At 62.6% G+C, this 26911-nt stretch carries 22 protein-coding genes and 1 pseudogene; 17 read left to right on the forward strand and 6 right to left on the reverse strand.

All coding sequences use genetic code 11. The annotated features are described in order from the left end of the window. Positions 1–209: 209 nt before the first annotated feature. The 3 genes from hflX to J3T93_RS08630 all read left to right on the forward strand — a co-directional run bounded on the left by hflX (position 210) and on the right by J3T93_RS08630 (position 3739). Positions 210–1676, forward strand: a complete 1467-nt coding sequence (gene hflX / locus J3T93_RS08620; RefSeq protein WP_267400796.1) for a GTPase HflX — start codon at positions 210–212, stop codon at positions 1674–1676. Positions 1677–1775: 99 nt separating this feature from the next. Beyond that, positions 1776–2738, forward strand: coding sequence for an L-lactate dehydrogenase (locus J3T93_RS08625; protein ID WP_024627229.1), 963 nt, complete (start codon positions 1776–1778; stop codon positions 2736–2738). Positions 2739–2809: 71 nt separating this feature from the next. Continuing rightward, entirely contained in the window at positions 2810–3739 is a 930-nt protein-coding gene (locus J3T93_RS08630) for a cation diffusion facilitator family transporter (RefSeq protein ID WP_267400677.1), read from the forward strand. Between the two features lie 3 nt (positions 3740–3742). Here the strand turns inward: J3T93_RS08630 and lexA are convergent, their stop codons facing one another. Next, positions 3743–4558: a transcriptional repressor LexA gene (gene lexA / locus J3T93_RS08635; RefSeq protein ID WP_267431335.1), complete on the reverse strand. Its 816-nt coding sequence runs from the start codon at positions 4556–4558 to the stop codon at positions 3743–3745. 322 nt (positions 4559–4880) lie between these two features. On the opposite strand from lexA, the gene J3T93_RS08640 reads away from it, so the two are divergent. Beyond that, complete coding sequence (locus tag J3T93_RS08640) at positions 4881–5138, forward strand: LysM peptidoglycan-binding domain-containing protein (RefSeq protein WP_267400675.1); 258 nt, start codon at positions 4881–4883, stop codon at positions 5136–5138. 158 nt (positions 5139–5296) lie between these two features. Next, entirely contained in the window at positions 5297–5779 is a 483-nt protein-coding gene (gene nrdR, locus J3T93_RS08645; protein WP_024627226.1) for a transcriptional regulator NrdR, read from the forward strand. A gap of 130 nt (positions 5780–5909) precedes the next feature. Here nrdR and J3T93_RS08650 read toward each other — a convergent pair whose 3' ends face one another. Further along, positions 5910–8144 carry a HelD family protein gene (locus tag J3T93_RS08650; protein ID WP_267431336.1) on the reverse strand — a complete coding sequence of 745 codons (2235 nt, stop codon included), beginning with the start codon at positions 8142–8144 and terminating at the stop codon, positions 5910–5912. A 276-nt stretch (positions 8145–8420) separates the two neighbouring features. Here J3T93_RS08650 and mraZ point away from each other — a divergent pair, with 276 nt between their 5' ends. From mraZ to J3T93_RS08710, 12 genes are all read left to right on the forward strand, one after another. Next, positions 8421–8903 (forward strand): division/cell wall cluster transcriptional repressor MraZ, encoded by a 483-nt coding sequence (gene mraZ, locus J3T93_RS08655; protein WP_024627224.1) that lies wholly within the window; start codon positions 8421–8423, stop codon positions 8901–8903. A gap of 11 nt (positions 8904–8914) precedes the next feature. Then, complete coding sequence (rsmH, locus tag J3T93_RS08660; RefSeq protein ID WP_267400669.1) at positions 8915–10006, forward strand: 16S rRNA (cytosine(1402)-N(4))-methyltransferase RsmH; 1092 nt, start codon at positions 8915–8917, stop codon at positions 10004–10006. Further along, positions 10003–10494 (forward strand): hypothetical protein, encoded by a 492-nt coding sequence (locus tag J3T93_RS08665; RefSeq protein ID WP_267400667.1) that lies wholly within the window; start codon positions 10003–10005, stop codon positions 10492–10494. Before rsmH ends, J3T93_RS08665 begins: the two co-directional genes overlap by 4 nt. Continuing rightward, on the forward strand, positions 10491–12272 hold the full coding sequence (locus J3T93_RS08670; RefSeq protein WP_267400664.1) for a peptidoglycan D,D-transpeptidase FtsI family protein: 1782 nt from the start codon (positions 10491–10493) through the stop codon (positions 12270–12272). Before J3T93_RS08665 ends, J3T93_RS08670 begins: the two co-directional genes overlap by 4 nt. Before the next feature lie 46 nt (positions 12273–12318). After that, positions 12319–13200, forward strand: a complete 882-nt coding sequence (locus tag J3T93_RS08675; RefSeq protein WP_121914017.1) for a UDP-N-acetylmuramyl peptide synthase — start codon at positions 12319–12321, stop codon at positions 13198–13200. 9 nt (positions 13201–13209) lie between these two features. Then, positions 13210–14736: a UDP-N-acetylmuramoyl-tripeptide--D-alanyl-D-alanine ligase gene (locus tag J3T93_RS08680; protein ID WP_267431337.1), complete on the forward strand. Its 1527-nt coding sequence runs from the start codon at positions 13210–13212 to the stop codon at positions 14734–14736. Between the two features lie 74 nt (positions 14737–14810). Continuing rightward, complete coding sequence (mraY, locus tag J3T93_RS08685; protein ID WP_267400657.1) at positions 14811–15914, forward strand: phospho-N-acetylmuramoyl-pentapeptide-transferase; 1104 nt, start codon at positions 14811–14813, stop codon at positions 15912–15914. 79 nt (positions 15915–15993) lie between these two features. Then, positions 15994–17433 (forward strand): UDP-N-acetylmuramoyl-L-alanine--D-glutamate ligase, encoded by a 1440-nt coding sequence (murD, locus tag J3T93_RS08690; RefSeq protein ID WP_267431338.1) that lies wholly within the window; start codon positions 15994–15996, stop codon positions 17431–17433. After that, positions 17417–18640: a peptidoglycan glycosyltransferase FtsW gene (locus J3T93_RS08695; protein ID WP_267431339.1), complete on the forward strand. Its 1224-nt coding sequence runs from the start codon at positions 17417–17419 to the stop codon at positions 18638–18640. Before murD ends, J3T93_RS08695 begins: the two co-directional genes overlap by 17 nt. A gap of 70 nt (positions 18641–18710) precedes the next feature. Next, entirely contained in the window at positions 18711–19943 is a 1233-nt protein-coding gene (locus tag J3T93_RS08700; protein ID WP_267431369.1) for a UDP-N-acetylglucosamine--N-acetylmuramyl-(pentapeptide) pyrophosphoryl-undecaprenol N-acetylglucosamine transferase, read from the forward strand. A 99-nt stretch (positions 19944–20042) separates the two neighbouring features. Further along, positions 20043–21653 carry a UDP-N-acetylmuramate--L-alanine ligase gene (gene murC, locus J3T93_RS08705; protein ID WP_416378849.1) on the forward strand — a complete coding sequence of 537 codons (1611 nt, stop codon included), beginning with the start codon at positions 20043–20045 and terminating at the stop codon, positions 21651–21653. A gap of 362 nt (positions 21654–22015) precedes the next feature. Further along, on the forward strand, positions 22016–22912 hold the full coding sequence (locus tag J3T93_RS08710) for a cell division protein FtsQ/DivIB (protein ID WP_267431340.1): 897 nt from the start codon (positions 22016–22018) through the stop codon (positions 22910–22912). Here the strand turns inward: J3T93_RS08710 and dtd are convergent. The 4 genes and pseudogenes from dtd to J3T93_RS08725 form a co-directional block, all read right to left on the reverse strand. Further along, positions 22905–23405: a D-aminoacyl-tRNA deacylase gene (gene dtd / locus J3T93_RS08715; RefSeq protein WP_267400646.1), complete on the reverse strand. Its 501-nt coding sequence runs from the start codon at positions 23403–23405 to the stop codon at positions 22905–22907. The genes J3T93_RS08710 and dtd overlap by 8 nt on opposite strands. Positions 23406–23423: 18 nt before the next feature. Continuing rightward, positions 23424–24026: a helix-turn-helix transcriptional regulator gene (locus tag J3T93_RS08720; protein ID WP_267431342.1), complete on the reverse strand. Its 603-nt coding sequence runs from the start codon at positions 24024–24026 to the stop codon at positions 23424–23426. A gap of 36 nt (positions 24027–24062) precedes the next feature. Continuing rightward, positions 24063–24290 (reverse strand): annotated as a pseudogene (locus tag J3T93_RS10070) (AraC family ligand binding domain-containing protein); the annotation flags it as partial. 57 nt (positions 24291–24347) lie between these two features. Continuing rightward, entirely contained in the window at positions 24348–26666 is a 2319-nt protein-coding gene (locus J3T93_RS08725) for a beta-L-arabinofuranosidase domain-containing protein (protein WP_267431344.1), read from the reverse strand. Between the last annotated feature and the right edge of the window lie 245 nt (positions 26667–26911).

Genomic DNA, 26911 nt, shown 5'->3' on the forward strand with positions numbered 1-26911 from the left:
GTCTTCGAATCCTGCCCGTCCCTCGGGCACTCACTGATGTCTGCTAAGAAGATGATAATAAAGTCTGTGTCATGATTCCGCCTATACCGGATTCGTTCCCTAGTTCATAAACCAGTGCAGAGGTGCCTTTGACCCAAGAACAACCGACCCAAGAGCTTGGCCCAACAATTGTCGATGCCCACCAGGACCCGCTCGCCCACAAGTCCGAGGTGCTGACCGGCAGCGAGGGGCAGGTCGGGCAGGACCAGGATCAGGAGTGGCAGGAGCGCAGCCGGCGCAACGCCTTCCGCCATGTCGAGGGGCTGGGCGAGCTCCAGGACGTGACCGAGGTGGAGTATCGGAAGGTTCGTCTGGAGCGGGTGGTCCTGGTCGGCGTCTGGTCGGGTTCGCGCACCACGGTCGGTCAGGCCGAGGAGTCCCTGCGCGAGCTGGCCGCCCTGGCACGGACTGCCGGGGCTCAGGTGCTTGATGGACTGCTCCAGCAGCGGGTCAAGCCCGATCCGGCCACCTACCTGGGTTCAGGCAAGGCGCGGGAGCTGGCGGATATCGTGGCCCGGCTGGGCGCCGACACCATCATCACCGATGACGACCTTCATCCCTCCCAGCGACGGGCCCTGGAGGATGTCACCAAGGTCAAGGTGGTCGACAGGACGGCCCTGATCCTGGACATCTTCGCCCAGCACGCCACCAGCCGCGAGGGCAAGGCCCAGGTGGAGCTGGCCCAGCTGGAGTACATGCTGCCTAGGCTGCGCGGCTGGGGCGGATCCCTCTCCCGGCAGGCTGGCGGCCAGGCTGCCGGGCAGGCCGGCGGCATAGGCTCCCGAGGCCCTGGTGAGACCAAGATCGAGACCGACCGACGGGTCATCAGACGACGGATTTCCCGGTTGAAGCGTCAGATCGCCCAGATGGCCCCCTCGCGTCAGGTCAAGCGTGGATCCCGGCGGCGCTACCAGCTGCCGGCAGTGGCCGTGGTGGGGTACACCAATGCCGGCAAGTCTTCGCTGACCAACCGGCTGACCGGGTCCGAGGAACTGGTGGAGAACGCCCTCTTCGCCACCCTGGATACGGCCGTCAGGCGCACCAAGGCGGCGGACGGCCGGCTCTACGTCTACGTGGACACGGTCGGGTTCGTCCGCCGTCTGCCTACTCAGCTGGTCGAAGCTTTCAAATCCACCCTGGAGGAGGTGGGTCAGTCCGACCTGATTCTGCACGTCGTGGACGGCTCCCACCCCGATCCTTTTGGGCAGATCAGGGCTGTGGATGCCGTGCTGGCAGACATCCCCGGCGCTGAGTCCATCCCCCGTCTGCTGGTTTTCAACAAGGTGGATCTGATCGATCAGGATGCCCGGCAGCGGCTCGCCAACCTTGAGCCTGATGCCTTTTTGGTCTCGGCCAGGCAGGGTCAGGGCCTTGAGTCCCTGCGCAGACGAGTGGAGGAGCTGCTGCCCGCCCCCGCCGTGCATGTCGAGGCCATCCTGCCCTACACCAGTGGCTCCCTGCTGGAACAGGTGCGGCAGTTGGGACGGGTGAATTCGTTGGAATACCGGGCCGATGGGGTTGTGCTGAGCGCTGATGTGGACGACCGGCTGGCGGCTGCCGTGCTTGACCAGGCCATCGACGAGAAGCCCTTGCAGGCTTCAACGGGTGACACGCCAGCAGCCGGGTTGGGCTCCTAAGGGGCAGGTGCACGCCAGGTCACCTATGCTGGGTAAACTACGTATGTTGTCAGCGGCAAACCCGTTTCCCGGGTTCCGATAAGAGAGGTCCATAAAACTATGGCGGAATCATCAATCAAGCCAACCAAGCTAGCGATCGTAGGAGCCGGAGCCGTGGGGTCGACCCTGGCCTTCTCGGCGGCCCAGCGCGGTGTGGCTCGGGAGATCGTCCTTGAGGATATCAACGCCCAGCGTGTTGAGGCCGAGGTCCGCGACATGCAGCACGGATCCAGCTTCTACCCCACAGTCACCATCGACGGCTCGGACGATCCGCAGATCTGCGCCGATGCCGACATGGTGGTCATCACTGCCGGAGCCAGGCAGAAGCCGGGGCAGACTCGGCTTGACCTGGCCGGCGCCACCATCAACATGATGAAGTCCATCATCCCTCAGATGGTCGAGGTGGCCCCCAATGCCATCTTCCTGCTGATTACCAACCCCGTCGACATCGTGACCAGGGTTTCCCTGGAGCTGTCCGGGCTGCCGGTCAACCAGATGTTCGGTTCGGGCACCAACCTGGACTCCGCCCGCCTGCGCTACCTGATCGGCCAGCAGACCGGCGTCAACGTCAAGAACGTCCATGCCTACATTGCCGGTGAGCACGGCGACTCCGAGGTCCCCCTCTGGAGTTCGGCCACCATCGGCGGCGTGCCCATGTGCGACTGGATGGAGCTGCCTGGCCATGAGCCCCTGGACGCGGCCAAGCGCGAGGAGATCCACCAGGAGGTGAAGAACGCGGCCTACCAGATTATCGAGGGCAAGGGGGCGACCAACTTCGCCATCGCCATGTCCGGCGTGGACATCATCGAGTCCATACTGAACGGCACTGACCGAATCCTGCCGGTCAGCTCTCTGCTGGAGGACTTCCACGGGATCTCCGACGTGTGCATGTCAGTGCCCAGCGTGCTCAACCGTGATGGGGTCAACACCCACATCAACACCCCTCTGAGCGACGGCGAGCTGGCCGCTCTGAAGCGTTCCGCCGAGACCCTCAAGGAGACGGCAAGCAAGTTCGGTTTCTGAGTATTTCTCAGAAGACTCTTGCCTTATGACCCCTGGTGACATACTTTGGTGACTGATGAATCGGGGTATGCATGAGCGCTCACGAAGGTAATGTCCGGGGTGGCGGATCCGCCCATCGTCGACAGTTGCTGATGACCCTGGCGCTGACGGGATCGGTCTTCGTGGCTGAAGTTGTCGGCGCCGTGGTCACCCGTAGCCTGGCTCTGCTGGTGGATGCCGGGCACATGATGACCGACATGGCTGTGCTGATCGCCTCCACGGTCACTGCCGTGTTGATGGAGCGTCGCCCCACGAACCGACGTACCTGGGGCTGGTCCCGTCTGGAGGTCATCACGGCGGCTGGCGGTGCTCTGGTTCTGCTGGCTGTGGGCATCTACGCCATTGTGGAGGCCGTCTTGCGACTCTGGTCACCTGGGCGGGATCAGGTCCATCAGCAGGGGCTGCTGCTCTTCTTCGGCATTTTGGGCCTGGCTGCCAACGTAGGGTCAATTTTTGTCCTGGCCTCAGGGCATAAGGACAACCTGAACATGCGTGCCGCTTTTCTCGAAGTGGTCAACGACGCATTGGGCTCGGTGGCGGTTCTGATATCAGCTGTGGTTATGATGATCACCGGTTGGGCCGGGTTCGATGCCGTGGCGGGAGCCCTGATCGCCCTGCTGATGATTCCCCGCGCAATCAAGCTCCTGGCCTGCAGCGTCTCCGTGCTTCTTGAGGAAACCCCGCCGGAGCTCGACATGGCCAAGGTCAGGAAGCACCTGGAGGGAGTGCCTGGCGTACTTGAGGTTCATGATCTGCATGCCAGCAGCGTTTCCACTGGTCTGCCGCAGCTGACGGCACATGTGGTAGTGCGTCAGGGCACGACGGCTGTCGAAAACGAACGTATTCTGACCAGCATGCAACGCTGTCTGCGCGATCATTTCCCGGTCTCGGTCGAACACACGACCTTTCAGATAGAACCGCAGGGCCACCGGAACAGCAGCGGCGAGCATTTGGATATGTAACCCTCAGACCTTGCGCAGAACGGTGACCACCTTGCCCATGATGACGGCGTGGGTGCCGTCAATGGGGGAGTAGGCCGGGTTGTGGGGAATCAACCAAACGTGGCCCTCCTCGCGGCGGAAGGTCTTAACCGTAGCACCATCGTCCAGCAGGGCTGCAACGATATCTCCGTTCTCGGCCTCCTGCTGGCGGCGGACGACGACAAAGTCTCCGTCACAGATGGCGGCATCGACCATGGAATACCCATGGACCTCAAGCATGAAGAGCTCGCCGGATCCGGTCAAACGTTCCGGCAGGCGCATGACATCGTCCACATGCTGCTCGGCCAGAATGGGCTGGCCGGCGGCAATTCTGCCGACCAGGGGTACATCGCGTGACTGCATGATGGCCTCGTCGGCCTTTGCGTCAGGGAAAGGAACGATTCTGGCGGTTCCTGCGGTCGGCTCAGGATGGTTCTGGACCAGTTCTATGGCACGGCCCTTGTTTGCAGTCAGACGAATGTAGCCCAGATCCTGCAAGACCTGAAGTTGGTGCTTGACAGAAGAAGTACTGCGCAGTCCAGCGTCTCTGCCGATCTCCCTGTAGGAGGGCACGAATCCGCGCTCTGACAGGTGACGCTTGATGGCTTCCAACACCCTGGCCTGTCGATCGGTCAGCTCAGGCCTGGATCCTTGATTCGAGCTCTCAGTGGTGGCGGCGTTTTCTTTCGCTTCGTTTTTGGCTGAGGTCTCGGCCTTTTCCTGAGAGGTTGCGTTGTCAGTGGTGGTGGACTGGCTGGCGGAGCTCATGGTCGCAGACCCGGCAAAGGGGATGGTGCTCACTGATGGCTCCTTTCCTTGGAAACTGAACCCAGCTTAACCTGCCTGAAGTGAAAAATCAAACAAATGTTCGAATCGGTCTTGCCAAATGACGACTGCAGTGCCACAATGAGAACATCTGTTCGATAGAACAAATGTTCGAAAGAGGTGTGCCATGGTTGTTCGTTCCTGCGCCAGTTCCCGCATGTCCGCGCCTTCGAACCTGTTTTCGGACTGCCGGACGCGTATCAGTGCTGTGTTCTCATCCATCATGGCTCGTCTGCGTGGAGCTATAACAGCATGTTTGTCCGCGCAGGGGTTTGCGAGCGTCACCATACGCAGATCTGTGGTTTTCCTAGCAGTGAGCGCCTTGGCCCTGACTGGGGTCGGATTGATGGCTCGTCCGGCAAGCTCCGCTCCAGGACCACAGGAGGTCGTCACCCGTACAGTTCGTCCGGGCGATAATGTCTGGTCCTATGCGGCCTCAATCACGCCGCAAGGCGAGGACGTCACTAAAAACGTAGACCGCATCATGCAGATCAACAATATGTCCTCACCCAATCTGCGCGTTGGGGACCGAATTCTGATTCCCAGCGACGAGTGAGGCAGTGATCTTCGGTTCAGGAAAACACCAATGGGGCTTCAATAGCTTGTCGACTGGAAAAGGGTAACTAGCTGAGTTTGAGGAGTTTGTCCAGTGTTATACGCTGATAGGCCCGGTATACGTGGGTCTTGAGGTTCTTTGGCGCTATGATATTGCACATGCACTGTCCTTTCTGCCAAAATCCCGATACCAAGGTTGTGGATACGCGAATCAGCGACGACGGCCATGCCATCAGACGCCGCCGTGAGTGTCCGCAATGCTCGCGTCGGTTCACCACGGTGGAGACCTCAATCCTCCTGGTTATGAAGCGCTCAGGCAATGCCGAGCCCTTCAATCGGGACAAGGTCATTGCTGGCGTGAGGAAGGCCTGCCAAGGTAGGCCCATTGATGAAAATGACCTGAAACTTTTGGGCCAGCAGGTCGAAGAGGATCTGCGTTCGCGTGGCCTGGCACAGGTCGATTCGGAAGAGGTCGGCAGGGCTATCCTGAAGCCTCTCCGGGAGCTGGACGAGGTGGCCTATCTGCGCTTCGCCTCGGTCTACCGCAACTTCAGCAACCTGGAGGACTTCCAGCAGGCCATCGACACCCTGCGCGCCGAAGACCAGTCAGCTGAAGAGCAGTCTGCTACTGCACAGTCCTGAATTCGGCTATTCGGGCACCGGCCATTCTGCCTGCAGCAGGCGAGCAGCTTCCGTCATTGTGTGACGGGGCTGGCCTGTGACTGGAAGTGAACGCGGTGCCAGGCCTGATACTGGCCCGGCTCTAGATACTTCATCCCAGGTTCAATAGTTTCTGATCCCCGGAAGTTTGGGCAATGACCAGCTCCTGAGTGGGGCGCGTCATGGCCACATAGAGGTCAGACGCTGCGCTCAGCCTGGAAGGAGCCTCATCCTGAATGGCACCAGGCTCCACGAGAACCACGGCATCAAACTCCAGGCCCTTGGTGTGGCCGGTGGTCGTGACCGTGATCTGATGCTCCTGAGCCTTATCAATATGCAGGCGCGAGCTGACTTCGGCTTGCAGGGCGCTGGGAACGATGATGGCCAGGCGTCCGGTGCCGTCCTTGCCCAGATGACGTTCCGCCAGTTCGCGCACCAGGTCAGGCAGCTGGTCCAACAGACTGACCCGATCCTCTGCCCGTAGGCGGCTTACCGATCCTTCCACTTCGCGCACAGCCTTGAGGGTCGAAACCTCAAGGCCCTCGGAGGCTGCGAAGGAGGAGGCCAGGTTGGATACCTGACGAGGGTTGCGATAGTCGATGGTCAGCTGCCGCAGATCCCATCCATCCGGTCCGAAAAGCGCGTCCATGGTGGAGGCCCAGGACCGGGTGCCACCCAGTGCGGCCGTCTGCGCCACGTCCCCGACGATGGTGAAGGATCGGGAGGGACAGCGCCGGACCAGCATCCTCCAGTCCATGGCTGTCAGCTCCTGGGCCTCGTCGACCACGATGTGCCCGTAGACCCATTCGCGGTCGGCGGCCGCCTGAGTGGCTGCCTGGTTCTCGTCCTGGCCGTTGATGGAATCAAGCAGCATCTGCGAGGTCACGATGCCCGTTCCGATGCCATTCTGGGCCAAGGTGTCGCTGGCAAACCGTCGTTCCTCATCGCGGCGGGCCTTTTCAGCCTGGTCGCGGTCCGCCTGACGGGGGTCAGGGCCCAACAGCTCCATGGCCTCATCCAGGATGGGAATGTCGGATACGGTCAGTTCGGCGCCGTCCTGGCGGGTCAGCAGATCAATCTGTTCAGGAGTCAGCCAAGGGGCGAACCGGCGCAGACGATCCGGCCTGGACCAGAGGTCATTGACCAGCCAGCGGGGGTTCATGGGCAGCCAGGCTAGATTGAGGGTCCGCCGCACCTGGTCGTTCAGTCTCAGCAGGGAGGTGACCCGGGCGAGTTCCTCGGCTCCAGGCTGATAGTCCACGCCCTCGGCATAGCGGGCGGTCATGGCGTTCAGGGCCGAACGCACGAAGGTATTCCTGGCTTTGTTGTGGGGCTGGTGGCTGCGTCGGGCATCGACCAGGGCCTGTTCCAGGTCGACCGCCAGCATAGGGACGGCCACCCCATCCACCTTGACCGTGGGCAGGGAGGCAGGCACCCGCTCCCGGGAGGCGACGGCATTGGCTACGGCCTCGGCCATGCGGATGTCTCCCTTGAGCCGGGCCACGTGCGGGTCCTCCTGGCGTTCGGTGCTGATGCCGGGGATGAGGTCGCCCATGGTGCGGCTGAGCACTCCGGTCTCGCCCAGGGAGGGCAGGACCTGATCAATATAGTGCAGGAAGGCGTTGCTGGGCCCGACGATCAGCACGCCTGAACTCTCCAGTCGACGCCTATGGGTGTAGAGCAGATAGGCCGCCCGGTGCAGGGCCACGGCCGTCTTGCCGGTGCCCGGCCCGCCCTGGACCACCAGTGGACGGGTCATGGGGGAGCGGATGATCCGGTCCTGTTCAGCCTGGATGGTGGCCACGATGTCGGTCATCTGCCCGGTGCGCCGGCTGGACAGGGATGCCATGAGCGCACCCTCGCCGGCCAGGGTGCCGCCCTGGGCCGCCTTGTCCACTTCTGGGGCCGACAGGTCCAGAACCTCATCCTCGATGCCGGTGACTTGGCGGAAGTTAAGGGTGATGTGCCTACGCATGACGATGTCGCCGTGGTCCGCTGGAGTGGCCTCGTAGAAGGGGCGTGCGGCCTCGGCACGCCAGTCGGTCAGGATGGGCTCATGGTTGCTGTCGAGCAGGCCCAGTCGTCCGATATATCGCCGACCGCCCTGGGCAGTATCCAGTCGGCCGAAGACCAGACGGTCCTCCATGGCTCGCAGTTGGGTGAGCCGGTCCTCGTACATGTTGGCAAAGGAATCCCGTTCGGTGCGCTGGGTGGGGGAACCGTGGGAGCCGGCGGCCCGAACCGCGTCCAGTCTGGTCCTGGCCTGCGTCCGCAGCTCGTCCAGACGGCCGTAGGCCCTGTCCACCGCCGTCTGCTCTTCATGCAGCTGTGAGGAATAGCTCGACATGTGCGTCCGTTCTGTGGAATGTTCAAAATCGGATGATCCAATATACCGCCCGTCCTCTACTTTTTCGGTTCAACTGACCCTTGGCCGTGCCCTCTTTGCCGGGTGGCGAAACGCCGAGGTGAACCCTTCGGCGGGGCGAATGGTTGGGTTTGGGCCTGAAGTGGTGTCAAGGTGGTGAGCAATGGGGATAAGTGGGGTAAAGTGGGGAGCACTGCGTAGGGGACGCTACCCGGTGGGGCCGTCCCATGGATACCAAACTGGCATTGGAGGTGGGGCATGGCCGATACATACGACGCAGATGCCGCCTCGCCTTCCCTGCCGCCCATGCTTCTGGGCACCTACACCCCCAAGATGGATGCCAAGGGCCGCCTGGCTCTGCCCGCCAAGTTCCGCGCTCAGCTGGGTCAGGGCCTGGTCATGGCCCGTGGCCAGGAACGCTGCGTCAGCCTGCTGCCCACCGAGGAATTTCGGCGGATGGCCGTGCGCATCCAACACACCTCCATGGGTGACAAATCGGCCAGGGACTACCTGCGCGTATTTCTGTCAGGCGCCGTCGACCAGGTCCCGGACAAGCAGGGCCGCATTCTGGTCCCGCCCATGCTGCGCTCCTATGCACGGCTGACCGGCCCCGTCGTGGTCATCGGCGTGGGCACCCGTGCTGAAATCTGGGATCAGGATTCCTGGACTGCCTACCTGGAGAGCAAGGAGCAGGGCTATGCCGACATTGCCGATGATGTTCTTCCGGCGGTGGATTGCTGATGGAGGCCCTGATGTCAGAACGCAATCCTCTCGATCAGGAGGCCGTGGACAGCGGCAAGGTCCACCGTCCCGTCCTACTGGAACGCTGCCTTGCGCTGGCTCGGCCCGCCTTGGAGCACCCTGGGGCCGTGGCTGTGGATTGCACGCTGGGCCTGGCTGGTCACGCCACCGCCTTTCTCAAGTCCTGCCCTGAGGCCCGTCTTATTGGCATAGACAGGGATAGCCAGGCCCTGGATCTGGCCACTGGCCGGATGCGCGACGAGGGCCTGGCCGACCGTTTCACGCCGGTTCACGCCCCCTTTGATCAGCTGGACCAGCAGCTGGATGCCCTGGATGTAGGCCAGGTGGACCTGGTCTTCATGGATTTGGGATTGTCTTCTCTGCAGATCGACCAGCGCGACAGGGGATTCACCTACCGTCAGGATGCTCCGCTGGACATGCGCATGGACACCAGCCAGGAGCTGACGGCTGCGAAGGTCCTGGCCGAGTACGACCAGGACCAGCTGGCTGACATCTTCTCCCGGTATGGGGAGGAGCGCTATGCAGGACGCATCGCACGAGCCATCGTTGAAGCCAGGCAGGAGCAACCGCTGACCACCTCGGCCCAGCTGGACCGTCTGGTCGATAGGGCAGTGCCGCGTGGCCACCGTCCTCCTGGCAATCCGGCCAAGAGGGTCTTTCAGGCCCTGCGCATCGAGGTCAATGGAGAGTTGGATCGTTTGAGGCGCACCCTGCCCCAGGCCATTCTGCGGCTGGCCAAGGGCGGTCGTCTGGTCGTGGAGTCCTATCACTCCCTGGAGGACCGCATGGTCAAGCGCTTCATGGCGCCAGGGCTGCATGTGGATCTTCCTGCAGGCATGCCGGTGGTGCCCGATCAGGCCCGACCCTACCTGTCGGACCTGACTCATGGTGCTGTTAAGGCCGATGCGGCCGAGCGGGAACGCAACCCCAGGTCTGCTTCAGTGCGCCTGCGGGCTGTTGAGAAGATCGGAGCCATCCCCGAGGAGCGTCGTCGTCGGCTTCAGGCCGAGGCCCGTGGGCAGGGCTCAGCCGGTCACCATCGTCATGTCGGCCACGGTTCGGAATCGAGGCGCCGGTCATGACCATGCCAGCACGTTCGGTCCGTTCCAAGACATCTGCGGACAAGGGTCATCCTCGCATCCAGGAGATGCCCACCAGGCCTGAGCTCAGTCTGATCAAGGGCACAGGCAAGGCAGGCAAGGCCCGCCGTCCCGAACGAGGTCCATTTGCTGAGGGGGCTCGGCGTCTGATCGGCTGGACGCGGACCCGCGGCAATCCTCTCTTGCGCATCATGACCTCCGTGATCTTTTTGGCCGCCTGCATGTTCGGATCCCTGATGCTGCGTACCCAGATGGTCCAGGACTCCTTCGAGGCCACCAGGGTCCAGCATGAAATCAGCAATCTGACCCAGGACGTCCAGGATGACCAGAACAAGCTCGACCAACTCCAAGCCTCCCTGCCGGACAAGGCCCAGCAGTTGGGCATGCAGCCCCAGCAGGGCCTGAACTCCATCGATCTGCAGGGCTACAAGCCCCCTCAGGATGCCCAGAGCAAGGCGGGGCATCCATGAGCGGCAACGGAACCAAACGCTCCTGGCACCTGTCTTTCTGCAAACGTTCCTTGTCTGTGGGTCTGATTCTGGTCCTGGTGGCCGCCTTGGCCCTGGGTAAGCTGGCCTATATCCAGCTCTTCGACGGAAGGTCCATGGCGCAAGCGGCTGCGGCGGGCCGCACTGTGCCGCACACCATCAAGGCCCAGCGTGGCCGCATCCTGGATGTCAATGGCCGGGTGCTTGCCCAGAGCCTGGAGCGGTACAACATCATCGGCGACCCCGAGGCGGCCGCCTCCTTCATACCTATCAACTGCACCAAGCGCACAGGCAGTGACTGCCATAGCATCAAAGGCCATCCGGTGGGCGCTGACGGTGCTGCCGGCGTGGCCCGCCTCCTGGCGCCGGCCCTGGGCATGAACGCCATGGAGCTGGGCGGCAAGCTCAGCGTCCCTGGACGGTACGTGGTTCTGGCCAAGCGGGTGACTCCCGAGGTCAAGCGCTCCATCGACAAGCTGGGGCTGCAGGGGATCATCACGGCAGAACTGAGCAGTGAGCGCACCTATCCGCATGCGGATCTGATGGGAGCCCTGATCGGGGGCATCGACGACAGCGGCAAGGGCGTGGCCGGGATCGAGCAGATGGAGAATCGGCAGCTGACCGGTACTGACGGTTACACGGTCTACCAGCAGGGAATGCTTGGTCAGGAGATCCCCGGAACCGTGACCCGTCAGCGCAATCCGGTCAACGGCAAGGATGTCACCCTGACCGTTGATCAAGACGTTCAGTGGTACGTCCGTCAAGCCCTCAAGTCAGGCTGTCAGCGATTTCATGCCGACTGGGCCCTGGCTGTCGTCCAGGACACCCGCACCAACGAGATCCTGGCCCTGGCCGACACCGATGACTACCAGGCGGGCAGCGACCAGGCCAAGGTCAACTCCTCGCGGGCGGTGGCGGAGACCTTCGAACCCGGTTCCATCGGCAAGACCATCTCGATCTCCGGCATGCTCCAGGAGCAGGTGCACTCCATGAGCGACCGCTTCACCGTGCCCGACCACATCACCGTGGACAACCAGCAGTACAAGGACGCCTTCGACCATCCAGCCGAGCACTGGACCCTTGCCGGCATTCTGCAGAATTCCTCCAACGTGGGCATGGTCATGGCCGGCGAACACTACCCGGACCAGAAGCGCTACGACTATCTGACCCGTTTTGGCATCGGCCAGGCTTCGGCACTAGGTCTGCCGGGGGAGTCCAAGGGCCTGCTGACTTCGCCTCAGACCTGGGATCGGCGCACCCGCAATACGGTATTGTTCGGCCAGGGCTATGCCACCAACGCCATCCAGCTGACCAACGTCATCGCCACCCTGGCCAACAAGGGGGTCCGCGCTGATCAGACCATCATCCACGGCCAGGGTGCCGTCAATGCCAACCGGGTGAGGGTAGTGGACGAGAAGGTGGCGGCTACCGTTATGAACGGCATGGAGTCAGTGGCTGAAAAGTACCAGAATACGGCCAAGGTAGAGGGCTATCGGGTGGCCTCCAAGACGGGCACTGCCGAGGTGGCCGACAGCTCGGGCGGCCTGGGTGGCATCATCAGCGACTGGGTGGGCATCCTGCCTGCTGACGACCCTCATTTTGTGGTCACCGTGGTGCTGAAGAATCCCCACAGCAGCGATGGCGTTTTCGGCAGCATCACCGCCGGTCCCATCTTCGCCCAGATCGGTGAATTCCTTATGCAGAAATACCAGGTCCCCACGTCCCCGCCCAGAACCGATGCTATCCCGGTAACATGGTGATACCGGCAGGCATCATGGCGTTCCCGGACGAAGGAGAGATTGCAGCATGAGTGCGCTGAGTGAATCAATCTCCCGACGACTGACCCTGGGTCAGCTCAAGGGGCGCTACGGGCTGACCTTGGTCCCTGATTTCGCTGAACCAGTTACGGTGACTTCACTGGTGGACGACCTGCCCTCAGTGCGGCCCGGTAGCCTTTACGTGCCTGCAGACCGGCAGGTGGACCAGGGCATGATTGAGGAGGCTGAGCTTCGCGGCGCCTATGCGGCCCTGTTGCCGACCTCGGCCCGTCAAGAGGTGGGCCGAGCCCGTATACCCCTGCTCTTCGGTACTATGCATGCCTGGCAGATGGGCCAATTGCTGGCCAATGCCGCCGGTGATCCTTCAGGAGCCTTGGCTGTCTTCGCTTTGGTCGGTTCCCAGGTGCAGGACCAGGTGGATCTTTTGGCTGACTTCCTGCATGTGCTGGGCAATCCTGTCGGCATTCTCAGCGCCAAGGGCTCATACTCGCTGGACAGGCGACTGGATCTGGAATATCCCTTGAGCATGTTCGATGTGCAGCGCAGTCTGTCCATCGCCCTGGAGGATGGAGCGGCCGCCGTGGTCATATCCGTGGACGATCAGACCCTGGCCAGGGACGCTTTGCAGGCAGTGGATCTGGATGTGGTGGCCTTGGGCGCCCAGGAGGGCTCCACCCGCGATATGCGGCACGTTCGGCTGATTTCCAGGGCCCGTCGATACGGGTTCAACCTGGGCGGGCATACCATCGTGGCCAAGCGTAACGAGGAATCCGATGGGCTGGCCCGCCAATCCCTGCCCGCCGATGCGAATAGTGACGATCTGTCCCTGTGCATCGCCATGACCATGGCCGCCGGCGTCAAACGCAACAACATCAGGAGCGCCCTGCGCGTCTCCCGCGAGATGTCCTGAGAGGTGAGGATGAGTCAGTCTGTAAGGGCCGGGTCCATGCCCATGACCCTGGATGAGGTCGTCGAATATGTGCACGGTCGGCTGGTTGAAGTCGGTTCTGGTCGTGAACCTGACCGGCGGTCCGTGCGCATGCGGGTGGTGACCGACTCCCGGCAGGCGGGGGCCGATGGCCTCTTCGTAGCCATCAAGGGCGAGCATGTGGATGGCCATGACTATGTTCCCGGCCTGGGAGCCAAGGGCTGCCGCGCGGCCCTGGTCGATCATCTCGTTCCGGGCGCTGACCTGCCCCAGATTCTCGTGGACGATACGGTTGCTGCCCTGGGGCTGCTGGCCCGGGCCAATATGGATCGTCGGCGTGCAGCGGCAGAACCCTTTACTGTGATCGGCATCACCGGATCCGTCGGCAAGACCACCACCAAGGATCTGCTGTTCTCTCTGCTGGCACTCCTTGGTCCGGTGGTGGCCCCTGTCGGGTCTTTCAACAACGAGATCGGCCTTCCTCTGACCGCCTTGGAAGTGGGGCCCGACACCCGATATCTGGTGGCCGAGATGGGCGCTAACCACGTGGGTGAGATCGCCCGGCTGACCAAAATGGTTCCCCCGGACATGGCTCTGGTCCTCAAGGTGGGAGTAGCACACCTGGGTGAATTCGGCTCCGTGGAGCGCATCGCCCAGGCCAAGAGCGAGATCGTGCAAGGCCTGGTGCCGGGCGGGGCCGCCGTGCTCAATGCCGACGATTCCCGGGTGGCCGCCATGGCTGATCTGGCCTCTGGGTCTGTTCTGCGATTTGGCATGGCCGCTGATGATGGCGGGCAGGACCGCGACCTGGATGGCTCGGCTCGCTACCTGGACAGCGACAGTCTGGACAGGCCGGCCTTCGAGCTGCGTCTGCGTGGCCAGCAACCAGTGCGGCTGCGTCTGGGCATTCCGGGACGGCACAATGTCATGAATGCTCTGGCTGCCGCCACGGTAGCCCACGCCCTGGGTCTGGACGCAGAACGCATCGCCGATGAGCTGGGTCGGCAGCGGCAAATAAGTCCGCATCGGATGGCTTTGTCTTCGGTCCGGTTGCCGGATGCCTCCTTCACCCTGATCGATGATTCCTTCAACGCCAATCCCGATTCCGTGCGGGCTGGTCTGGACGCCTTGGCTACCTGGAGGGGATCCGATGGCCCGGTCTATCGGATAGCCGTCCTGGGGGTCATGCTTGAGCTGGGCGATCGAGGCGAGCAGCTGCACCAGGAGATCGGCGCCTACTGCCGTCGGTTGGGCATCGATGCATTGGTTGCGGTGGGCTGCAGGGATCAGCAGATGGACAGGTTGGTTCATGCCCTTGTCCGTGGTGCTGGTGGCCTATCTGATCCCAGCGAGGAACAGTCTGGGGCCATGTGCGTTCTCTTCGCCCAGGATGCTGACCAGGCCGATCAGATGGTCCGTCGCCTGTGCGCCAGGCATCCGGACCGGCAAAATCTTGTCCTGCTCAAGGGTTCGCACATGTCCGGCCTGTCCGGTCTGGCCGACCGCTGGCAGGGCTGAGCCATGAGTGCACTGGTATACCCGCAGCGGGTTCGAACGTTCAAGGACAGAATTCAAGAGTTGGAGTACACACTGTGATTGCCCTCATCATCGGAATCCTGGTCGCCCTGGTGGTGACGCTGGCAGGGACCCCCCTGCTGATACGGCTGGTCCACCGATTGCATTACGGCCAGTACATCCGCCAGGACGGGCCCAAGTCCCATCTGGTCAAGCGTGGCACCCCGACCATGGGCGGGTTGGTCATCAACCTGGCCATCCTGCTGGGCTGGGCAGCCTCGGCGCTCTACCGCTACCTGTCCCGGGGGGAGTCCGTGTCCCTGTCGGCCATGCTGGTTCTGTTTGCCATGCTCTCCATGGGCTTCCTGGGCTTTATCGACGACTTTGCCAAGGTGCGTAAGAAGCAGAATCTGGGCCTGTCGGTCAGGGCCAAGTTCATCGGCCAGTTCATTCTGGCCACCATATACGCGGTGCTGGCCCTCAAGCTGCCCACCAAGAACGGCTATCCCAGCGCTCAGGCAGGCATATCCTTCGTTGAGCACCCTATTATCGACTTCCGAATGGCGGGCAGCGTCCTGTCCGTGGTGCTGTTCATCATCTGGGTCAATCTGTTGATGACGGCCTGGAGCAATGCGTTCAACCTGACCGATGGCCTGGACGGTCTGGCCTCGGGTTCCTCCATGATTGCCTTCGTGGGCTATACGGTCATTGCAATCTGGGAGAGCTACCACTTGAAGGGTGGCGGCCATCCCGGCCATGCCTATGCGGTCTCCGACCCCTTGGACCTGGCCATCATCGCCTGCTGCGCCGCCGTGGCCTGCTTCGGCTTCCTCTGGTACAACACCAATCCGGCCTCCATCTTCATGGGGGACACCGGATCCCTGGCTCTGGGCGGGCTTTTTGCAGCCCTGTCCATCGCCACCCATACCGAGCTTCTGGCGGTCATCCTGGGCGGACTCTTCGTGGGCGAGGCCGCCTCCGACGTCATCCAGGTGGGTTACTTCAAGCTCACTCACAAGCGTGTCTTCAAGATGGCGCCCATCCACCACCACTTCGAGCTGATGGGTTGGCAGGAGTCCAAGGTGGTTGTCCGGTTCTGGATGGTGGACCTGATCTTCGTCCTGCTGGCCCTGGTCTGCTTCTATGCAGACTGGGTGGTCCGTTCCGGGTTGCCTATCTGAGTGCGTCCATTCACGGTACCGGACTTCGGCAGCCGGTATCATGCCAAGCAGATGCCGGAGCTAGCGGAATGAGGTGTTCATGGATATGGACTTGAGCCAGAAGCGTGTACTGGTTGCCGGGTTGGGCATTTCCGGACGGAGCGTGGCCGCAGCCCTGCGAGGCCGGGCGGCCGGAGTGACTACTGTGGATCAACGCGCCCCCCAGGTCGATCTTCATGACTTCGACCAGGTGGACTGGAGCCAGGTGGACCTGGTCATGGCCTCGCCCGTCTTCAATCCGCGCACCCCATTTATCCTTGAGGCGCAGCGTCGGGGCATCCCTGTGGTCAGCGAGGTGGAGATGGCTTGGATGCTGCGGGTGCCCGCAGCGCGGACCGGCCGGCCAGCCCCCTGGATCGGAATCACCGGCACCAATGGCAAGACCTCCACCACCAGGATGGTCGCCGCCATGATGCAGGCCAGTGGGTTCACGGCCCCTGCGGTGGGCAACATCGGCAAGGCCGTCTCCACAGCCGTCCTGGACCCCGACAATGACATGCTCTGCGTGGAGCTGAGCTCCTTCCAGCTGCACTTCACCTTCTCGCCGGCCCTGGAGTGCGCGGCCATCACCAATCTGGCCGACGACCACCTGGACTGGCACGGGGGCTTCGAGGCCTATGCGGCCGACAAGGCGCGCATCTACCAGGGCGTGCGCAAGGCCTTGGTCTACAACGCTGATGACTCCCGGGTCTCCGATCTGGCCAGACAGGCACAGCCGGCTCCCGGCTGCCGACGGGTGGGCTTCACTCTGGGTCGGCCCGAGCCTGGGCAACTGGGCGTGGAGGACGGCTGGGTCATAGACCGCAGCGGATTGACCGGTCAGAACCCTGAGGAGGGCGTCCGGCTAGTCCGGGTTGCCGACCTGGCGGATCTATGCGAGCCTGACGGCACGGTTTACCCCCATCTGTTGGCTGATGCCCTCTGTGCCCTGGCCTTGGCACTAGGAGCTGGGGCCAAGGTCGACGTGGCCATCGAGGCCATGCGTACTTTCACACCCGGCGACCATAGGATCAGCACCGTGGCGACCCTGGGCCAGGGTTCGCAGGCCATCCGTTTTGTAGACGACTCCAAGGCCACCAACGCCCATGCCGCCGAGGCTTCTCTGGCCAGCTACCATGACGGCCAGGTGGTCTGGCTGGCAGGCGGGTTGGCCAAGGGTGCCCGCTTTGACGATTTGGTTCGGTCCCGCAGGTCCAAGCTGGCTGCAGCCGTGGTCATCGGCCAGGTTCAGCAGCCCATGGCCCAGGCCATCAAGGACCAGGCGCCCGATCTGCCGGTGACTTTCATCGATCCTGGTGCCGGCGATCAGGTTATGGCCCGGGCCGTCCGTGCGGCTGGCTCCTATGCACAGCCTGGCCAAGTGGTTCTGCTGGCCCCCGCCTGCGCCTCAATGGACCAGTTCGCCTCCTATGCTGACCGGGGTGACCAGTTTGCCCGGCAGGCCGAACAGTGGGTCCACGAGCATGAAGCGCGACACTGATCCGCACAAGGATCCCTCCCGGGGGTCTGGCGGCAAGGGGAACTACCGGGGCTGGCGGGCCATTCTCAACCCGCTTTGGTGCTACTACGGCTTTTTGGCCACGGTCGTCGCCACTACGGTTTTCGGCCTGATGATGGTCTTTTCCTCCTCGGCTGTGGATCTGGTGGCCCAGGGCAGCTCTCCCTGGAGCCAGGTTATTCGTCAGAGCATATACGCCGTGGTGGGGCTGTTGCTGGCCCTTCTGGCTGTGCGGATCAGCATCGACCGCTACCGGAGCTGGAGTACGGGGTTTCTGATTGTCAGCCAGGGTATTCAGCTGCTGACGCGTACTCCGCTGGGGCGGTCCGCCAACGGCAATGAGGGATGGATCTCGGTGGGGGGCATCTCCATGCAGCCGGCCGAGCTGCTCAAGCTGGCCCTGTGTCTGTGGCTGCCCCAGGCCCTGATCGAAGCCCAGCGGCAGGCTGGCAAGGATTCCGACCTGAAGAGCCTGGCCAAGGCCTATGCCAAGCCTGCCGCCGGTTTTATCGTCAGTTTCCTGCTGATCATGCTGGGCAAGGACCTGGGAACGGCCATGATCATCGTCATTATCGGCTTCGTGGCCTTCCTGGTTTCGGGCTTCCCCCTGCGCTGGCTGCTCAGCCTGGCAGTTCTGGGGATGGCCGCGGTCATCGGCTTTTCGGTCTACGGCAACAGCAACCGGACCCAGCGGATCATGGCCGCCTACGGCAAGTGCTCGGCGGATGACATTCAGGGTGTCTGCTACCAGTCCATACACGGGCTGTATGCCATGGCCTCGGGGGGTCTGACCGGGGTCGGGCTGGGCAACTCCAGGGAGAAGTGGAACTACCTGCCAGAGGCGCATAATGACTTCATCTTCGCTGTCATCGGCGAGGAGCTGGGCTTTGTAGGGGCGGCCATGCTTATTCTGGTCTTCGTGGTCATGGGCTGGTGCATGCTGAGGATCGCCCTGACCACCAGGAACCGGTATGCGGGCATGGTACTGATCTGCCTGGATGTGTGGCTGGTGGGTCAAGCCCTGGTCAACATCTGCGTGGTTCTTGGCCTGTTGCCGGTCATCGGCCTGCCCCTGCCCTTTGTTTCGGCTGGAGGGACCGCCCTGATCTCCTGCCTGGCTTCGGCCGGTGTGGCCCTGCAGATGATTCGGACTCAACCGGACGTGAAGGCGGCCACGGACGGGTCCTGAGATAGGCAATGGATATGGCGGAAAGGAAGCGGATTCGCGGATGACGACAGCGACGAGGACTGAGAACGGGATGCCTGGGGACGGTCAGGAGCATCCCGGAAAAGGTACTGGTCCCCATCTGGTGCTGGCCGGAGGGGGGACGGCAGGGCATGTCAACCCTCTGCTCAGTGTGGCTGCGGCCATTCGGGAGTGCTGCCCCCAGGCTGCTGTCAGCGTGATCGGTACCGCTGTCGGGTTGGAGCACGACCTGGTGCCGGCCGCCGGACTGCCCCTGGACCTGATTGAGAAGGTGCCCTTCCCTCGTCGTCCCAGTAAGGCCGCTCTGGGCTTCCCTCGGCGTTGGCGGCATGAGGTGCAGCGGGTTCGAGGCTATCTGCAGGATCGGTCGGCCGACCTGGTGGTCGGCTTTGGCGGCTATGCCTCGGCGCCGGCCTACAGGGCTGCACGGAACCTGGGTCTGCCCATCGTCGTCCACGAGCAGAACGCCCGGGCAGGCATGGCCAACAAACTGGGCGCTCGCTGGGCTGATTTTGTAGGTACGGCCTATGAGGATACCGGCATCCGAGCCCGGGCCGGAGTGCCCGTGCGCCGCGTGGGTCTTCCCCTGCGGCCGGCCATCGCCCGACTGGCCAAGCAGATGGAGACCGATCCCATGGGCGCTCGCAGGAAGTCTGCACAGTCCTTGGGTTTGGATCCCGATAGGCCCATCCTCCTGGTCACCGGGGGATCCCTAGGTGCGCTCAGTCTCAATACGGCGGTGGCTGGCGCGGCACGGCAGCTACTGGATCAAACCCAGGTCATCCATTTGACGGGCCGTGGCAAGGCCGACCAAGTCAGAGAGCAGGTGGCGGCTGATCTGGGCGATGGGGTCATCAACGATTTGGACCCGGCTCACCAGGGCCAGGGAGATTACCATATGGCCGAATACTTGGAGCGGATCGATCTGGCCTTCGCCTGCGCCGACTTGGTGGTCTGCAGGGCTGGTGCCGGTTCTGTCAGTGAGCTGGCTGCCCTGGGTGTACCTGCCGTCTATGTGCCCCTGCCCATTGGCAACGGTGAACAGCGATTCAACGCCCAGCCAGTCGTTCAGGCCGGGGGAGGCCTTATGGTCGATGATGCGTCACTGGATGCCAAATGGGTGGCCGAGCACGTCCCTGCTCTTATGGCTGATAAGGATAGGCTGGCTGACATGCGCCGCCGGGCCTGGGGGTACGGGATTCGCGACGCTGCTCAGGTAATGGCCGAGCAGATTCTGACCATGGCCGGCCAACACATTGCCCGCAAGGACTCAGGGAGGGCCTAATCGGGCATAATGGAGGCAGGCGACGGGCGACCCCGTCCTGGATGGTCCTGAACTGTTGGAGGAGATGCAACTACTGTGCCCAAGCATGAATTGAATACCGTGTCCGGTCGGCAGGACGGCGGCGACCGGTCCCTGCCGGTTCTGGACCCCTGCCTGCCTGCCTTGGCCCAGGCCGGAGTGCGCGACCCCAAGGATCTGGGGCCTACACACTTCATTGGCATCGGTGGGGCTGGGATGAGCGTGCTGGCCGAGATGCTCCACCAGGAGGGGGTGCAGGTCTCGGGCTCCGACCGCGCCGAGGGGGGCAAGGCCCGCCGTCTGCGTCAGCTGGGAATACCGGTCACCATCGGTCAGGACGCCAGCAACGTGGCCGGGGCCCGCACAGTGGTTTGGTCCAGTGCCATCAAGCCCGACAATCCAGAGATTCTGGCTGCTCGTGACGCTGGTGCCCGACTGGTTCATCGCAGTGACATTCTGGCCTTGCTCATGGCCTCCAGGATTTCGGTCACCGTGGCTGGTGCCCATGGCAAGACCACCACCAGTGCACTCTTGGCCCACCTGCTGACCAAGGGCGGCCAAGGGGATCTGGCCGATCCCAGCTACGCCATCGGGGGCAGCCTTCAGAGCGACCAGGGGCCTATGGACGGAGGGCATGTGGGAGCCGGACGGGTCCTGGTGGCCGAGGCGGACGAGTCCGACGGCAGCTTTGGCAAGTACACTCCCGACATCGCCATCATCACCAACGTGGAGCCCGACCATCTAGACCACTACGGTACGGCTGATGCCTTCCATCAGGCCTTTGTGGAACATGCCCGGCATGGCCGCCGCTTCCTGGTGGTCTGCGGGGACGATCAGGGCGCCCTGGAGGTGCTGCGGCGGCTGCACGGGGACTGCCGGGCCAAGATCATCGTCTATGCCTCGGATCCACAGCTGAATACTGACTCCCTGCCCGGGGTTCTGGGCCTGGTCCGCATCGAATCCGAGTCCGAAAGCAGTGGCAGCGGTCGTGAGCATTGCCGTCTGGCTCTCCCGGCGCAGGTGCTCCAGGCTGCAGGGTTGGATGCCGGCAAGCCGCTTGATTTGCAGGTGGACTTGGCGATTCCCGGCATCCACAACGCCCGCAATGCCGCCGCGGCCATCATCGCCGCCATCCTGTTGGGAATGGATCCCGATACGGCCGCCGCTTCTGCCGCCGACTTCCGCGGGGCCTCTCGACGCTTCGAGGTCCGCGGAATCCAGCATGGGGTCACCGTAGTGGATGATTACGCCCATCATCCTACGGAAATCGCTGCTCTGTTGACCGCCGCCAGACGGCGTTATCCGGGGCAGACCATCAGGGTGCTCTTCCAGCCCCACCTGTATTCGCGCACAGCCATCTTCGCTGACCGGTTCGCAGATGCTTTGTCTCTGGCGGACGACGTGACCGTCACTGACATCTTCCCTGCCCGTGAACTGGCCAGTGATTTTCCGGGCGTGGATGCCGGGACCATTCCCGCGGCTGCCCGCAAGGCATCGAACCAGGAGTCCCGAGATTCCGGGAAGAGGTCGACCGAAGCTGTCTTCCGGGCCTGCCCGGACATGCATCAGGCCGCTCTGGATCTGGCCGAGCGGGCGGAGCCTGGGGATGTGATCCTGACCGTAGGCGCTGGCGATGTCACAGCCATGGGACCGGTCATTCTCGACAAGCTGGCTGAACGGGACGAACAGTGAAGACCGGTAAGGGTCGCAGCGCCTCAGGTGGAGCCTCTTCCAGGACCAGGGCTGTCCGGGCTGCCAAGGCCGCACGGACAGCCCGGTCTGGGCGCACCAAGTCTTCGAAAGAGGAACCGCGGACCGGTAGAACCGCCAGATCAGGCAGGTCGACCGTTTCCGATGCTGCTGAACTGGCAGGTCACCGGTCTAAGGCTGAAAGGACAGGCGGCCGGGGCAGGCGTCTTAAGCGGTCTAAGCGCCTCAAGGGTCGTCCGAATCGTGCCAAGAATGCAGGAGGATCCCGGACACGTAGTCCAAGGTCGGCCTCCTCATCCTCCCGCTCGCTGGTCAAAGGCAGCAGTGCCTCAGCCTCCAAGTCTGTGACATCCAAGTCTGCAGAATCTCGTTCGACGAGTTCGGCCGGCGGATTCGTCGATGCCCGGACCATACCGCCGGATCGACCCGTCTCAGGCAGGATAGGCAGCGACCAGGAGGATCAGGGGCTGGGGATCTTTGTTCGGCCCAAGGTTCTGGACTTTCAGGCCCGGGTGCGCGAGAAGAAGAAGGTCAGCCGCAGGCTGGTTCTGATCCGAACAGCTGTCGTCGTCCTGGTCATGGCTCTTATTGCAGGACTGTCATGGTTGCTCTTTCTCTCGCCGGTCTTCCGCCTACAGACTGACAAGATCGGTGTCAGCGGCGGCAATGCCTGGGTGTCCAACGATCGGGTGGCTTCAATCGTGGCCCATCAGGGGGATCGCTCACTGTTGCTGATTTCCACCAATGGCGTCGAGGAGGAGATCAGTGGCATGGCCGGGGTGACCGATGCCAAGGTCCGCAAGAGTTTTCCTCACGGTCTGCAGGTGACCTTCGATGCCCAGGAGCCCACTGCGGTCTTCAAGGATGCGCAGGACAAACTGACGGCCGTCGACAGACAGGGGAGGGTGCTCAATACTGTGTCCAAGCCGGTGAAGGGAGTGCCGGTCATCCAGGTGTCCACCGTCAATCGTGCCCAGCAGGATCAGGCGGTCAGGCAGACCCTGCGGATTCTGTCGACCATGCCCGAGGCCATGCGTCATTCGGTGACTAAGGTGACTGCGGAAACCCAGGACTCTATCACCACTGAGCTGGACCAGGGCAAGCATGTCATCGTCTGGGGCGACGGCTCCGACCTGAAGCTCAAACAGGCCGTGGTCGACAAGATCATCAACGATCCGTCCAAAATCGGCGACAAACATCAGCTGGATGTGTCGGCGCCCCTGCGGCCCATCGTCAAATAACCGCTGAAGAGGTCGCCGTCTTCATCAGTTTGTCGGTGTCCAGCAGGATGGTCACAGGGCCGTCGTTGACCGAATCCACTCGCATGTGGGCACCGAAGCGTCCGACGACAACAGGGACACCGGTCGCGGCCAGGGCCCGGTTCAGGTCCTGCCAGACGCTTTGGGCGTGTCGGGGCTCTCCGGCTGCCATGAAACTGGGACGATTGCCGCGACGCAGATCCGCATAGAGGGTGAACTGGGAGATGGAGAGGATGGAGCCGCCGCAGTCCAGGACCGACCGGTTCATTCGGCCCTCCTCGTCGGAGAAGATGCGCATCCGGGTCAGCTTGCGGACGGCATAGTCCACCTGGTCAATCCCGTCGTCATCCTGGATGGCCACCAGAAGCAAGAGGCCCGTGCCAATGCTCTGGGGTTTGAAATCGGGATCCGGCTGTCCCTGTTCGTCGACAACATCGACCCGGGCGCGACTGACCCGCTGTATGACGATTCTCATGCTTCCAGTCTAGAGACTTCAGGCGTTGTTGTAGTGACGCAGGGAAAAGCTGGACCTGTACCTGGTTGGGGTCAGGCCTGAGAACCGCTTGAAGACCCGCATGAAGTACTTGGGGTCGTCATACCCGCAGGCCTCGGCTATCTGTCTGATGCCCATGGAGGTCGACAGGAGCAGCTCCTGCGCCCGTTCGATGCGCACACGCCTGATCTGCCCAGTGATGCCCATGCCGAACCGTCGCTTGTATATGGTCGACAAGTAGGAGGGCGAGTAATTGAAGTTTTCCGCCACGCTGCCCACACTGATCCGGTCGCAGGCGTTGATGCGGATCCAATCCTGGACCTTCTGGAGGGTGCTGTCCTCGTCGTCCGCTTCTTGAGAGTCCTTGGGTGCAGGCCTTCCCATGGAGATCTCCATGAGCAGACAGGTCATGAAATAGCTGCAGTAGGGGCTGGGATCCGGGTAGGTGCGCTGATAGATGTCCAGCAGCTGGTTGAACATGACGGTCATCCGGTTGTTGTCTGCCAGACGAAAATCCAGGGGCAGCACCACGCGTGCCGCACCCTGGTCCTTTCCGTCACTCTGTTCGTCAGGCAGGCCCTGGACCCGTTGCCAGTCGGGCAAGGTGAAGTGGGCCCAGTAGAAGGTCAGCGGCTCCTGTCCCAGCCGTCGACTGCCCTCATGAGGGATGCTGGGAGGGATCAGCAGCAGGCCGCCTGCCTTCAGATCATGATTCCGCCCGGCTACGGTCAGCGGGAGGACGCCCTCTTCAACTAGAATCAGCTCAAAGCTGTCAACGATGCGGCGCTCGTGGATCCATCCGGGGGTGCCGATGAATCGCCCGGCGGATTTGAAGACCGCCGCATCGTTGGGGAAACTTGTGATGATTGCCTGATCCGTGCTGACCGCCCTTCCTGTCGCTGAAACCTTGGCCTTAGAACGCGGTCAGTGGCTGGCCACTTCGACATAGGCATGATAGGGCTGGTTTTCGTCAATGGTCCAGAGGGGGACAAATTCCAGGCCGCTGTCCCGGTGACGGAAGACCAGCTTCTCGCCTTGGCGCTCGAAGGCGGACCCGGGATCCTTCCGATTGATGTCCAGACTCTGCATATCGGTGCTGGGACTCAAGGCGGCAAGCACGTAAGGGCCCCAGGCCACGGCGGCCAGGGAGGGTCTGTCAGGGGTGCCGATCAGCCGGATAGTCGGGTCGAACGTCAGCGTAACGGTGGCCCCTGACCAGGAATCCAGCCCGCAAGCGCTCGCCTCCAAGATCGCTACAGCCGGGTCGGTGCCCATGAGAGCCTGGGATGCCGGGGCTCCGTCGATGTCGATGTGGACCCTGCCACGGGTCCAGGCTGGAACTCGCAGAGCCAGGCGCGGTCTGTCCAGGGCTTCTATGGTGATGGTCACCTTCTCGGGGTGGCGGTCGTCCACCTTCATGCTCAGCGCCATCTTCTGGTCGATGTCGTTCAGGCTGCAGGGCAGATACTGCTCGATCCACAGGGTCGTTTCATCCGTGTAGAAGGCTCCATCGGCGTAGTAGAAGTGCGATTCCAGGCCAGTGCCGTGACAGCAGCTGTTCTCCTCGTCGAACTCCTTGCGGCCGCCCGGCTGGGTGGGGAAGAAGTAGAGGCTGCCGCCTTGGGGCACATGGTCGGTGCCGGCAGCGATGTGGTTGAGTGTGGTCAGCTCAGTGTAGTCTGCATAGGTCTGGTCGGGATCGAAGGAGAACAGGAGCGCCGACAGTTTGAGCAGATTGTAGGAGGCACAGGATTCGGCTGTGTTGTCCTTGAGCAGGGCACCGATCACATCGGGCTGCTGGAACATCTCCCCCTGACCGGTGCCGCCCATGGCGTAGATGTGATGGCCCATGACCGACTTGAGGAAGAATTCGGCTTGATGCAGGTAGTAGGGCAGGCCGGTATGGCGGAAGAGCTCCACCGAGCCGATGACCTGGGGGATGTGTTGGTTGCCATGCAGCCCGCCTAAGGCATCCACTTTCTGACGCATGGGGACCATGAGGCGGTCGTTGTCGAAGAGGCGGGCGGCCTCCAGGTGCTCACGGCGTCCGGTGATGGCATACAGATGGGCCAGGGATTCGTTCATGCCGCCGAACTCACCGGCGATGTACATGCTCCACATGTTCTGCAACTGCTCATGGGGAAGCCGGTGGACGCGGTCATAGACCCAGTCGCCCAGATCCGAGGCCACTCGCAGAGCCGTTTCATTGCCCGCGAAGTGGTAGGCGTCGATCAGGCCCGCCAGAATCTTGTGCAGAGTGTAGTAGGGCGCCCAGATAGTGGGGTAGGGCGCGTACTGTTCCAGCTTGTCGAACTGGCTCTCGTCGTAGGCAGACAGGAAGCCCGGCTTGGTGGTCCCGCCCTTTGCGAAGGCGGCCTGGACCTCGGCCAGCCCGTCGACCAGATAGGTCAGCTTGGCCTGGATGTCCTTGTCGCCGGTAGCGGCATACCCCAAAGCGTATGCGGACAGGACATGCCCTGTGGTGTGGCCGCGCAGGTTGGAGTCCGGAGCGTCCCAGCCGATCATGGGCTTGGCTCCCTTGGTGTCCAGGTGGGAGGCTCGGCGGAACTCAACCAGGAGCTGATCGTCGTCCAGGGTCTTCAGAAAGGCTATCCGTCGGCGCTGGTTGTCTGCCAGCATTCCATCGCCGGTCAGCCGAACCCGGCTGATAGGCACGCGGCGGACCTTAGGGCTGGAATCCACTGGCTGTTCGGGGTCTTCGTCAATCACCTGAACCTTGCATTGCACACGGATGCCGCTGCCGTCGATGGATCCTTGGAAGTCGTGTTCACCGGTCTGCCCGTCCCGCTGCTGAACGCCTTCGTCCCAGTTGACCCGCTGGGAGACTTTCTGTCCGTCCTTGGTCAGTACGGCCGTGAACATGGGCAGATAGTAGGTAGCGCCCTTGCGAGCCTTGATCTCGATGGGGTAGACCTTGCGCACTTCGATCCTGTTGGGCATCTGCAGTACGGTCACATCAAAGCTGCGCTGGGCCTTGGCCTCGCCCTTGGTGACGGTCGCGGTCAGGGTCACGTTACGGTCGCCTCGACCGTATTCGGGCTGATTGACCTTGCCCTGAGGATTCACCCATCGATCGTCGCTGCTGGCCCATTCGATGGTGGCTTCCTCCACCCCTTTGGTCGGCAGCGTCAGGTCAAAGTCCACGGTGCCTGTGTTGCCGATATATATCCGACGGGCTGTCTCGTCGACGCAGTCCTGATCAGTGTGCATGGGTGATGTCATGATGAATTACCTACTCCCTCCGCTGACGGGCGGATTCTGGCCGGTCATGCTCTCCATCTGGTCGTCTCCGATCCGTCGGCGCCGCTCTGCCCTGATGCCTTTGCGCGCCTTACCTCATCAGTTTATGGACGGCTGCCTTATCGAGAAGGTGGGGGATATCGTCGAATGGGTGGACAATCTTGTGTCTTTGGTTTGGAGTCGTTCTGGTTAGCGTCTCTTTCTTCGTAATCCTTTGCCATGGCGCG

Origin of the sequence: Bifidobacterium sp. B4111 (assembly GCF_026537235.1) — a bacterium.
Taxonomy (GTDB): domain Bacteria; phylum Actinomycetota; class Actinomycetes; order Actinomycetales; family Bifidobacteriaceae; genus Bombiscardovia.

Coding starts and splice junctions, on each gene's coding strand:
- J3T93_RS08625 (WP_024627229.1), top strand. CDS start 1,776: ATGGCGGAATCATCAATCAAGCCAACCAAGCTAGCGATCGTAGGAGCC.
- J3T93_RS08630 (WP_267400677.1), top strand. CDS start 2,810: ATGAGCGCTCACGAAGGTAATGTCCGGGGTGGCGGATCCGCCCATCGT.
- nrdR (WP_024627226.1), top strand. CDS start 5,297: ATGCACTGTCCTTTCTGCCAAAATCCCGATACCAAGGTTGTGGATACG.
- J3T93_RS08650 (WP_267431336.1), bottom strand. CDS start 8,144: ATGTCGAGCTATTCCTCACAGCTGCATGAAGAGCAGACGGCGGTGGAC.
- mraZ (WP_024627224.1), top strand. CDS start 8,421: ATGGCCGATACATACGACGCAGATGCCGCCTCGCCTTCCCTGCCGCCC.
- rsmH (WP_267400669.1), top strand. CDS start 8,915: ATGTCAGAACGCAATCCTCTCGATCAGGAGGCCGTGGACAGCGGCAAG.
- J3T93_RS08665 (WP_267400667.1), top strand. CDS start 10,003: ATGACCATGCCAGCACGTTCGGTCCGTTCCAAGACATCTGCGGACAAG.
- J3T93_RS08670 (WP_267400664.1), top strand. CDS start 10,491: ATGAGCGGCAACGGAACCAAACGCTCCTGGCACCTGTCTTTCTGCAAA.
- J3T93_RS08675 (WP_121914017.1), top strand. CDS start 12,319: ATGAGTGCGCTGAGTGAATCAATCTCCCGACGACTGACCCTGGGTCAG.
- J3T93_RS08680 (WP_267431337.1), top strand. CDS start 13,210: ATGAGTCAGTCTGTAAGGGCCGGGTCCATGCCCATGACCCTGGATGAG.
- murD (WP_267431338.1), top strand. CDS start 15,994: ATGGATATGGACTTGAGCCAGAAGCGTGTACTGGTTGCCGGGTTGGGC.
- J3T93_RS08695 (WP_267431339.1), top strand. CDS start 17,417: ATGAAGCGCGACACTGATCCGCACAAGGATCCCTCCCGGGGGTCTGGC.
- J3T93_RS08700 (WP_267431369.1), top strand. CDS start 18,711: ATGCCTGGGGACGGTCAGGAGCATCCCGGAAAAGGTACTGGTCCCCAT.
- dtd (WP_267400646.1), bottom strand. CDS start 23,405: ATGAGAATCGTCATACAGCGGGTCAGTCGCGCCCGGGTCGATGTTGTC.
- J3T93_RS08725 (WP_267431344.1), bottom strand. CDS start 26,666: ATGACATCACCCATGCACACTGATCAGGACTGCGTCGACGAGACAGCC.